Raw genomic sequence first — 11,107 nt, 5'->3', positions numbered from 1 at the left:
ATTATTTAGAATAAATAAAAATAGTTCGAAACAAATGTATAAATTAATCTGAATAAAAAAAATAAATGTGAAAAAAAATATACGAATGCACGTACATATTGACTTTGCGGTTATTGATGTTGTTTTTGTATAGTATTGATTATAAATGATTTATTTTTTAACACCCCCTATCTTTTAATAACTAAAAAACGAATTGAAAAAATGAAATCACAATCAATTATTGCAGACGAAAGTTCTGCAGAAACAGTTTTAAATTTTGATATTCCTACAAAACCACTAATCGTAGTAATAACGCCTCAGGAGAGGAATATTTTGTCGAATGTTGGCAATCTTTTAGTAAAGGCTTTTGACCATTATGAAAACCCCGATTATATAGCTGCTCTTCATCTTCATGCTTTTCAATTATTGCCGGAACGCATTAGCAGGATTTTAAGTCAGTTTGGTACTGATTTTTCTGCAAATCAATACGGCGCAATCGTATTTCAGGGACTTTTAGAGGTCGATCAGGAAGATTTGGGACCAACGCCTCCAAACTGGCAAGGAGCAGATTATGCAAAACTGAATAAATACGGTTTTATTTGTTCGCTTCTTCATGGCGCAGTGCCATCAAAACCGGTGCAATATTATGCACAAAGAAAGGGTGGAGGACTTTTGCACGCCGTGATTCCGGACGAAAATATGGCGGCAACACAAACCGGATCCGGATCAAAAACAGATTTGTATGTTCATACTGAAGATGCTTTTTTACTGAATCAGGCTGATTTTTTGAGTTTTCTGTATTTAAGAAATGAAGAAAGAGTTCCGTCGACTTTATATTCGATTCGTTCTCATGGAGAAATGAATCCGGTTCTCGAAAAATTATTTGACCCAATTTATCAATGTCCCAAAGATGCCAATTATGATTATGAACAAGTAGTTTCTGGTCCTTTGGCATCTGTTTTATATGGAAATAAAGAACTTCCGTTTATTCGTTTTGATGCTGCGGAGCAAATATTCAACGAAAATGCGGGGCAAACTCAGGAAGCTTTGTATAATTTGAAAGAGTTTTGGAATGAAGCAAAAGAACTTATAAACAGTGAATATATTCCGAATTCCGGAGATGTTATTTTTGTAAACAATCATTTATGCGCACACGGACGAAGTGCTTTTATTGCTGGACAACGCGAAGAAAATGGGAAGATTGTAAAATGCGAACGCCGACAAATGCTTAGAATGATGAGTAAAACGAGTTTGATTCATATGAGAGCTGTAACCCAAACTGATAATCCGTATTTTATTATGGAAGAACATTTAGGGAATATTTTTGATCTTGAATAGTTTAGTTTTGATTGTGTTCACGAGCGGGACGCGCGCGCGAGCTTAAAGAACTCGAAATATAAAACCCGTATAGTTAAGATGTCCTACGCTGTAAAGATAGCGTTGCGGTTGTTTCCAATACCGCCATCTTATTATACGGGTAAATTATTTTTTTAAATGTTTGTTGAAAAGTTTAAATTATTCAACATCCAGATAAGGATTCAAAATCTCTGCTAATTCGTTTAACCAGTAAAAACCTTGTTCGAGGTTTAATTTTTCGGTTTCGAGGGTTTCGCAATCTCGCATGACACTTAAGGCGAGAACGTAATTTAATTTTCTAATGGTTTTTGCCATTAATTTAGGATCGATCGAATTGCTGAAGAAGTCATTTAAACGCAATTCGGTTTCTTTTGATAGAGCTTTTGTACTCATAATCTTAACTTTAGGGAAATATAAAACCCGTATAGCTAAGATGTCCTACGCAGTTAAGTGCGTTGCAGTTGTTTCCAATACCGCCATCATACCATACGGGCAAATTTTTTTGTCTTCATAAACTTAACTTTTAGGACTGCGAAGATACCAAATAAACCTTGTGATTAGTAGGGTTTCTTAATTTTTGTTATACAATATGTTACATAATTTTTTAAATAGAAAAAGCCGGTAAAGATATTTTTACCGGCTTTTTTATGCATTTATTTCTTGTAAATGTGCGATGAAATTTTTAAATTAGTGAAATATACTCCTAAATAAACTTAATACATGCCTTTAGATAAATTACCTAAATATAATAAAGATTCATTTTTTTTGTTTAAAGACGATCTTTATCAATTACGGTATTTATTTAATTCGCCAAAAATAATGGTTGATAGTTTATTAAAACTTCCCGTTATAAATCATAATTTTTTAAAACAATTTCTTTCGTTAAAGACTTCTTTCTGCAAGATAAAAATGTATTACAGAGAAATCGAAGATGGTTTTTGGCTTCTCGCTTTATACATGAATATCAAAGAAAATTTAGTTACAAAATCTCATTATGAAAAAGATATTTTAAGTGAATATTATTTGCTGACTTTTTCTGTTTTTGAGTATAAATTTCCTGTAAAAGATGCTGCGCCAATAACACTTTTAAGTACTTGCTGGACTTTTAGCAAGCCAGATACTGAAATATCGAGTTATTTTTATGAAGGTTCTGTTGGTAAATTTTTCAGTTTTGCGATTACAAAAGAGTGGGCGAGTAAAAATTTTACTTCTAAAAAATTCAGTAATTCAAAAGCAATTAAAAAGTTTTTAGACGGTAATAAAGGTTCTTGTACGTGGTTGGATATTGCGCCAAATGCACATGAATTAGCAAAGGAATTGTCTGAAGCGATCGAAAATGTAAATGCAGATGAAAATGATAATCCGGCTTTAAAGAAAAAATCGATGAAACTAATCACGGAGTTTTTTAATAATTCTTTTGATGATAGCCGTATATTGGATAATGTTTCCTTAAGCAATTCTGACTATCATAATGTGGCAAAGGCAGAGAAGATTATCTTACATAATTTGCATCTTCCGTTTATTGGTATCGAGGCTATAGCCAAGGAAGTAAATACATCTCCGACAAAATTAAAATCAAATTTTAAAACTGTTTTTGGTTTCTCGATGCTCTTCAGTATCACAAAGAAAAAAACATGGTTTTAGCGATGCAGTTAATTCAAAAATCGAATATCCAAATTCAGGATATTTCACTTATAACGGGTTATGATTCTGCCAGTAGATTTGCCGCAAGTTTTAAAAAACGATTTGGTAAACTGCCTTCGGAGATACGATTTTGATCTTCACAAAATTTTTTTTTACAAAAACGAACTTCATTTTTCGAAAAAAGATTAATAATTTAATTTTTTGTGTGTTTAAATTAATTATTTGATTTTTAGTACTTTATAAAAATAGAAAAAGTAATATAAATAATTATTTTCTTTCAAAATAAACTCTTTTATTTTCTTTTTAAAAATGTCTTAATTGACCATTTACAGGTTATATTTTAGTATAAATTTGACGATCCAAAAAAATAATCCTACTTATAAAAACAAAATAAATTGCTGTACTGGTGCACCTTATCGGGTTTTTGCCAAATTGCAATTTTTTTTATAACAGTTTTAATTGATTTTGGTATTTAGCTAAAAATAACTTTTTTCGATTAACTCGTTTTTATGTTTTCAACCTGGAGGGTCAATAATTTTACAAATTATATAGTTTTATTTCAATCTGTATATTTTTCATCTTTTTATTCTCGAAAAATTAGTCTTACAATTTTACAATTGTGGGATAATTTGAAACGTAACCAAAATCAGTCAGGAAATAATTTTAGTGATTCCAACCTTTCCATTTTCCTTTTTTCTAAGGAAAATCATCAAAGTGAAATAAAATCTACAGACAGCGTTTTTTTCACAATGTCCGTTTCTAATCCATTACATCTTACAACTATTCATATAAAAAATCAAACCATAAAACCTTTTATGCAAACTTTACGTATGTAGTAAAATTGTTATGCTTTTGAATTTTTAAAAATGGATATTATTACATAAAACAAGACTAATTGGGTCATTATACTGAACATCAATTATTTAGAATATTTGGGAATAAATGAATCTCAAATTACATTTTTACAGAATTTTAATTATTTATATATGGGGAACTTTACTTTTTTAAAAATTTTATCGAATAACAAAAAAAGAGGCTTAAATAGGCTGGAGGTCTGTTTGGACATCAAAAAGCATTTGGTCTATTTTTTACTTATCATCTTATTTATAAGTTTTAAAGCTACAGCTCAAAACAATTTCAGCACTCAAAATCAACAATTTTATAAAGTGATTTCTTTTGGTGAAAAAATTGAATTTGGAGATATTGATTCTTCGATATCGTGGACAGTTTCCAATTCTAAAAATAACATCAATATTAGCTTACGCGGTAACGAAATCAATGATTATGTATTTGATGAAACCGGTGAATATGATATTCATTTTCAGGAAAATAAGAAGCATGATGAAGAAACTTGTAATCACCCAATGTTTGCAGAAAGATTTCGTATAAAAGTAGCTTCGGTTAAATTAACTTTTGATTTTTCTAAAATTCAGTTTTCTCAGAAAATAGAAAAAGGCAGAAGTTATTCAGATTTAATAATTACTGTCCCTGTAAAAATTACTACAAAAGATAATTCGGTAACAAAATTACCCGCACCAGGTATGTCTATTGCCGGGCTAGGAGTTTCTTTGACTGGCGAGCCGCTGGAAAAGGAGATTGTTTTAGCTAATAAAATTCAATTATTAAAATATAAAGTATCAGGAATAATCAATGAGGAAACTTATTTGATGTTTGATTTTTATGATTTTAATAATCAGGCACAGACGTATAATCTTCCTCAGATAATAAAATAACCGAATTAGTTATGATAAAAAACTACTTTACTTTAAATAAACTACTGAATTTTAAAACTACAATTTATTTGTTGTTTATCTGTTTTGTATTCAGTCAGGTTTCTAATGCTCAGTGTGTTAATCCATCTGTTGGATGTGCAACTACTGATTTATCCAATTTTGGAAGTCAATCGAATACTAATGCTGCAACTATCGAATATGATAACTTTGTTTCGAGTTGGCATACAACGGTTGTAAGAACTTCTGATGGTTCTTTTCAGACTTGGGGAGAGAAAATCCAAAATTCGGGCGCGACTAATGCTAACGTATTGACGCCTACGACAATAAATAGCACAAATTTTCCAGCCCTAACAGGTACACCTTTGAAAGCAGGATTGGGAAGTACGTCTCAAAATAATCTTCAAGGGATTGTTTTGGCTACAGATGGTTTATATGCTTGGTCTACAGCTGGTATTGTACTTTCTACATCACTTACGACTGGAACAGTTTTTCAAAAATTGACAATAGGCGGAAATTCTACCGGATTACCAACTGGCGTAACTCCAGGTGATGTTAAAATGATGTTTGTGACATCTAAAACATTAGTTCTTACAACCTGTGGCGGAGATGTTTGGGTAATCTCACAAACATTAAATGTTAGAGGTAACGGAACTGGAGCGACTTCTGATACAACTTGGTACAGAGTTACAACTTCGGATACAGGAAATCCATTTTTGACAGATGTTGTTGCCTGTAGAGGAAATGTTGACGGTCTTATGGCTTTGAAATCTGATGGTAGTATATATGTTTGGGGAACAAACGTATTATTAGGAAATAATACTGCTATCGTTGCGAACCAAAACAGAGCTGTAAAAATGACATTGCCTGCCGGTAAAACGCCAAAAATGATTGGTTCTACCGGAAGTGCCGGAACAAGATCTTACTATGTATTAGCTACTGATGGTAATTTGTATAGTTTGGGTAATAATTCCAGCAAGCAATTGGGAGACTGGACAACTACTAACAGATTATCATGGGTTCAGCCAAGATATACATCTGCAAGTGGTCCTGTAATGAATGATATAAAATGGTTAAGTCCTCAGGAACATGATGCTACATATGCTGCAATTAATGTTATTACCAATGCTAAAAAACTTTACGCATTTGGTAATAGTAATAACTCATTGATTGGTAGAGCATCTGGTACAGCTGCAGCTGCAAGTTTAAATGATCCAGGTATGCCTAGTGGCGTAAGCCTTTCTGATGATATTCTGGCTGTTGAAACGGGAGGTCATACTTCTATGATTGTTAAAGCATGTGAAGCAAAATTTGGTTATGTTGGTCATAGAACCAATGGTAGTATGGGTAATGGTTCTGCTGCAACTCTAGAAGAAGCCAGCTATAGTTTTGCTACAGCGAATGTACAAATTTGTGGTGCCGAATCGAATCCTGCTATTCAGTCTGCTTCGACAGGCGGTGGACCAGATTCTAAATATTGTGTTGGAGATCCTGTTTTATTAACTCCAACTCCGGCCGGTGGTACATTGAGTGTAGTAAGCGGTCCGGCTACTTTAACAGGAAATACAGTGAATTTTACTGCTGCAGGTACAGCAATAATAAAATATACTGTTGCAAATGCCTGTGGAGCACCTACAGAAACAAGCAGAACTTTTGAAGCATCGCTTTGTCCGATAGATTTAGAGGTTACAAAAACAGTTGATGTTGTTAATGCCAGTGTGGGAAGTAACAGTACTTTTACAATTACAACTAAAAATAACGGGCCTTATAAAGCTACCGGTGTTAAGGTAAATGATGTTTTACCTGCTGGTTATACTTTTGTAAGTGCAACACCTTCAACAGGAACATGGACAGCACCAGACTGGACTGTTGGAAGCCTTACAAGCGGTACAAGTGAAACTTTGTCGATTGTAGCAACAGTAAATGCTTCTGGACCATATGCTAATACAGCTACCGTTACCGGAAATGATCCTGATACAAATACTGTAAATAATAGTGCAACAGCAACGCCTTTAGTACAAACTAATCTTTCGGTTGCTAAAACTGTAAGTACAGGTACGCATAATGTAGGCAGTGATGTAACCTTTACTATTACTGCTTCTAATGCGGGACCAAGTAGTGCTACCGGAGTTACCGTAAGCGATGCGATTCCGGCAGGTTATACTTTTGTTAGCGCAACGCCTTCAACAGGAACTTGGTTAGCACCAAATTGGACTATTGGGAACCTTGCTAACGGAGCAACTGCAACCCTTAGTATTGTAGCAAAAGTGAATGCGACTGGTTCTTATGCCAATACTGCTACTATTTCTGGAGGACAGAATGATCCAACTCCGGGAAATAATTCAGGATCAGCTACAGCAACGGTAAATCATGCACCGGTTGCAAATGATGATGATCTTAGTGCTTCTCCTTTAACCGAAGATGGAGCTAATGGTACAGTTAATATACTTTCTAATGATACAGATGAAGATGGTAATCCAACTGCTCCGGTAAATGGAGCTGGACAATTTACTGTCGATTTAGATCCGGCTGTGGCAGGTATTCAAACCACATATACTGACGCAAAAGGTGTTTGGACATTAAATACAACTACCGGAATTGTAACTTTTAATCCGGCAGATAATTATAACGGAACGGCAAAAATTACGTATACGTTATGCGATACATTTGGATTGTGTGATAATGCAGATATTACTTTTGTTGTAACTTCGGTTAACGATAATCCAGTTGCCAATAATGATACGAAAACGACAAATGAAGATACGGTTGTAACTATTGACGTAACGGCAAACGATACTGATGTTGACGGAACAATTAATAAAGCAACGGTAGATTTAGATCCTGCAACTCCAGGAATCCAAAATACTTTTATAGTTGCTGGACAAGGAACTTATACTGTAAATAACCTAGGAATTGTAACTTTTACTCCGGTATTAAATTTTAACGGAGCAGCAACTCCAGTTAATTATACAGTAAATGATAATGACGGAGCGGTTTCGAATATTGCTACTATTACCGTAACGGTAACTGCAGTTAACGATAATCCGGTTGCAGTTAATGATGTTTACACAGTTGCAGAAGATAACACAGTTACTTTAAATCCACTTGCTTTAGATTCAGATGTTGATGGAGATACTTTAACAATTACTTCAATCAACGGAACAACTTTAACAGGTTCTGCACAAACAATTACAGTACCAAACGGAACAGTAAATATCTCAGCAACGGGCGTAATTACTTTTACTCCGAATGCGAACTTTAACTCAGCTACGGCAATTAGTTTCCCTTATGTAATCAGTGATGGAAAAGGTGGAACTGCTACAGCAAACCAACTTATTACGGTAACTTCGGTTAACGATAATCCAGTTGCTAATAACGATACAGAAACTACCAATGAAGATACGGCTGTAACTATTGATGTAACAGCAAACGATACTGATGTTGACGGAACAATCAATAAAGCAACGGTAGATTTAGATCCTGCAACGCCGGGAATCCAAAATACTTTTACAGTTATTGGACAAGGAACATATACTGTAAATAACTTAGGAATTGTAACTTTTACTCCTGTATTAAATTTTAACGGAGCAGCTACACCAATCAATTATACAGTAAATGATAATGACGGAGCGGTTTCCAATATTGCTACTATTACCGTAACGGTAACTGCAGTTAACGATAATCCGGTTGCAGTTAATGATGTTTATACAGTTGCAGAAGACGGAAGTTTAACTCTGAATCCTTTGGCTTTAGATTCAGATGTTGATGGAGATACTTTAACAATCACTTCTATCAACGGAACAACTTTAACAGGTTTAGCTCAGGTTATAACTGTACCAAACGGAACAGTAAANGCTTTAGATTCAGATGTTGATGGAGATACTTTAACAATCACTTCTATCAACGGAACAACTTTAACAGGTTTAGCTCAGGTTATAACTGTACCAAACGGAACAGTAAATATATCTGCTACAGGCGTGATTACTTTTACTCCTGATGCGAACTTTAACTCGGCTACGGCAATTAGTTTCCCTTATTTAATCAGTGATGGAAAAGGCGGAACTGCTACAGCAAACCAACTTATTACTGTAACTTCGGTTAATGATAATCCGGTTGCAGTTGATGATACTTATAATACAGTAACACTTAATCCACTTACTTTAGATTCAGATGTTGACGGAGATACTTTAACAATCACTTCTATTAACGGAACAACTTTAACAGGTTCTGTACAAACAATTACAGTACCAAACGGGACGGTAAATATCTCGGCAACAGGCGTGATTACTTTTACTCCTGATGCGAACTTTAATTCTGCTACAGCAATTAGTTTCCCTTATGTAATTAGCGATGGAAAAGGCGGAACTGCTACGGCGAATCAGCTTATTACGGTAACGGCGGTTAACGATAATCCAGTTGCAGTTGATGATGTTTACACAGTTGCAGAAGATAACACAGTAACTCTAAATCCACTTGCTTTAGATTCAGATGTTGACGGAGATACTTTAACAATTACGTCAATCAACGGAACGACTTTAACTGGTGGGGTTCAAACTATAACTGTACCAAACGGAATAGTAAATATCTCAGCTACAGGTGTTATTACTTTTACTCCTAATGCGAACTTTAACTCGGCTACAGCAATTAGTTTCCCTTATGTAATCAGCGATGGAAAAGGTGGAACTGCTACGGCAAACCAACTTATTACGGTAACTTCGGTTAACGATAATCCGGTTGCAGTTAATGATGTTTACACAGTTGCAGAAGATAACACAGTTACTTTAAATCCACTTGCTTTAGATTCAGATGTTGACGGAGATACTCTAACAATTACGTCAATCAACGGAACAACTCTAACAGGTTTAGCTCAGGTTATAACTGTACCAAACGGAACAGTAAATATATCTGCTACAGGTGTGATTACTTTTATTCCTGATGCAAACTTTAATTCGGCTACAGCAATTAGTTTCCCTTATGTTATCAGCGATGGACATGGCGGAACAGCTACTGCAAACCAACTTATTACGGTAACTTCTGTAAATGATAATCCAGTTGCAGTTGATGATACTTATACAGTTGCAGAAGACGGAAGTTTAACTTTAAATCCTTTAAATCTGGATTCAGATGTTGATGGAGATACTTTGACAATTACTTCTATCAACGGAACAACTTTAACAGGTTCTACACAAACAATTACAGTACCAAACGGAACAGTAAATATCTCGGCAACGGGTGTAATTACTTTTACTCCTGATGCAAACTTTAATTCGGCTACAGCAATTAGTTTCTCTTATGTAATTAGTGATGGAAAAGGTGGAACTGCTACAGCGAACCAACTTATTACAGTAACTTCGGTTAATGATAATCCGGTTGCAGTTGATGATACTTATACAGTTGCAGAAGATAACACAGTTACTTTAAATCCACTTGCTTTAGATTCAGATGTTGACGGAGATACTTTAACAATTACTTCTATCAATGGAACAACTTTAACAGGTTTAGCTCAGATTATAACTGTACCAAACGGAACAGTAAATATCTCGGCAACAGGTGTGATTACTTTTACTCCAAATGCGAACTTTAACTCGGCGACAGCAATTAGTTTCCCTTATGTAATTAGTGATGGAAAAGGTGGAACTGCTACAGCAAACCAACTTATTACAGTAACTTCGGTTAATGATAATCCGGTTGCAGTTAATGATGTTTACACAGTTGCAGAAGACGGAAGTTTAACTCTAAATCCTTTGGCTTTAGATTCAGATGTTGACGGAGATTCATTGACAATTACGTCAATCAACGGAGTTACTTTAACAGGTTCTGCACAAACAATTACAGTACCAAACGGAACAGTAAATATTTCTGCTACTGGCGTGATTACTTTTACTCCTGATGCAAACTTTAATTCGGCTACAGCAATTAGTTTCCCTTATGTAATTAGTGATGGAAAAGGTGGAACTGCTACAGCAAACCAACTTATTACGGTAACTTCGGTTAACGATAATCCGGTTGCAGTTGATGATGTTTATACAGTTGCAGAAGACGGAAGTTTAACTTTGAATCCTTTGGCTTTAGATTCAGATGTTGATGGAGATACATTGACAATAACTTCAATCAACGGAACGACTTTAACAGGTTTAGCTCAGGTTATAACTGTACCAAACGGAACAGTAAATATATCTGCTACAGGCGTAATTACTTTCACTCCTGATGCAAACTTCAATTCAGCTACGGCAATTAGTTTCCCTTATGTTATTAGTGATGGAAAAGGTGGAACTGCTACAGCAAACCAACTTATTACAGTAACTTCGGTTAATGATAATCCGGTTGCAGTTGATGATGTTTACACAGTTGCAGAAGACGGAAGTTTAACTCTAAATCCACTTGCTTTAGATTCAGAT

Annotated in this window: 6 protein-coding genes and 1 pseudogene; 6 read left to right on the top strand and 1 reads right to left on the bottom strand. The window is 34.7% G+C overall.

What is annotated here, in order from left to right; all coding sequences use genetic code 11:
• Window positions 1–201 precede the first annotated feature (201 nt).
• Window positions 202–1,317 carry a hypothetical protein gene (locus tag ASF10_RS12455; RefSeq protein ID WP_056249639.1) on the top strand — a complete coding sequence of 372 codons (1,116 nt, stop codon included), beginning with the start codon at window positions 202–204 and terminating at the stop codon, window positions 1,315–1,317.
• A gap of 177 nt (window positions 1,318–1,494) precedes the next feature.
• Here the strand turns inward: ASF10_RS12455 and ASF10_RS12450 are convergent, their stop codons facing one another.
• Complete coding sequence (locus ASF10_RS12450; protein WP_056249638.1) at window positions 1,495–1,728, bottom strand: hypothetical protein; 234 nt, start codon at window positions 1,726–1,728, stop codon at window positions 1,495–1,497.
• Between the two features lie 516 nt (window positions 1,729–2,244).
• Between ASF10_RS12450 and ASF10_RS12445 the strand changes: the two genes are divergently transcribed.
• The 5 genes and pseudogenes from ASF10_RS12445 to ASF10_RS24425 all read left to right on the top strand — a co-directional run.
• Window positions 2,245–2,979, top strand: a complete 735-nt coding sequence (locus ASF10_RS12445) for a helix-turn-helix transcriptional regulator (protein WP_131726535.1) — start codon at window positions 2,245–2,247, stop codon at window positions 2,977–2,979.
• On the top strand, window positions 2,970–3,113 hold the full coding sequence (locus ASF10_RS24715; protein ID WP_082472434.1) for a helix-turn-helix domain-containing protein: 144 nt from the start codon (window positions 2,970–2,972) through the stop codon (window positions 3,111–3,113). Before ASF10_RS12445 ends, ASF10_RS24715 begins: the two co-directional genes overlap by 10 nt.
• A gap of 942 nt (window positions 3,114–4,055) precedes the next feature.
• Window positions 4,056–4,712, top strand: a complete 657-nt coding sequence (locus ASF10_RS12435) for a hypothetical protein (protein ID WP_131726534.1) — start codon at window positions 4,056–4,058, stop codon at window positions 4,710–4,712.
• 11 nt (window positions 4,713–4,723) lie between these two features.
• Window positions 4,724–8,562, top strand: a pseudogene (locus ASF10_RS24710) (Ig-like domain-containing protein); the annotation flags it as partial.
• Between the two features lies 1 nt (window position 8,563).
• Window positions 8,564–11,107, top strand: a 2,544-nt coding sequence (locus ASF10_RS24425) for an Ig-like domain-containing protein (RefSeq protein ID WP_206743362.1), incomplete at both ends; no start/stop codon positions are given.

The sequence above is a fragment of the Flavobacterium sp. Leaf82 genome, from assembly GCF_001422725.1.
Taxonomy (GTDB): domain Bacteria; phylum Bacteroidota; class Bacteroidia; order Flavobacteriales; family Flavobacteriaceae; genus Flavobacterium.
Note: the sequence above shows the minus strand (reverse complement) of the source record. Positions and strands in the feature narration are given on the sequence as shown.

Excerpts from the sequence above, each read along its gene's own strand:
- ASF10_RS12445 (WP_131726535.1), top strand. The coding sequence starts at position 2,245 with ATGTATTACAGAGAAATCGAAGATGGTTTTTGGCTTCTCGCTTTATAC.
- ASF10_RS24715 (WP_082472434.1), top strand. The coding sequence starts at position 2,970 with ATGGTTTTAGCGATGCAGTTAATTCAAAAATCGAATATCCAAATTCAG.
- ASF10_RS12450 (WP_056249638.1), bottom strand. The coding sequence starts at position 1,728 with ATGAGTACAAAAGCTCTATCAAAAGAAACCGAATTGCGTTTAAATGAC.
- ASF10_RS12455 (WP_056249639.1), top strand. The coding sequence starts at position 202 with ATGAAATCACAATCAATTATTGCAGACGAAAGTTCTGCAGAAACAGTT.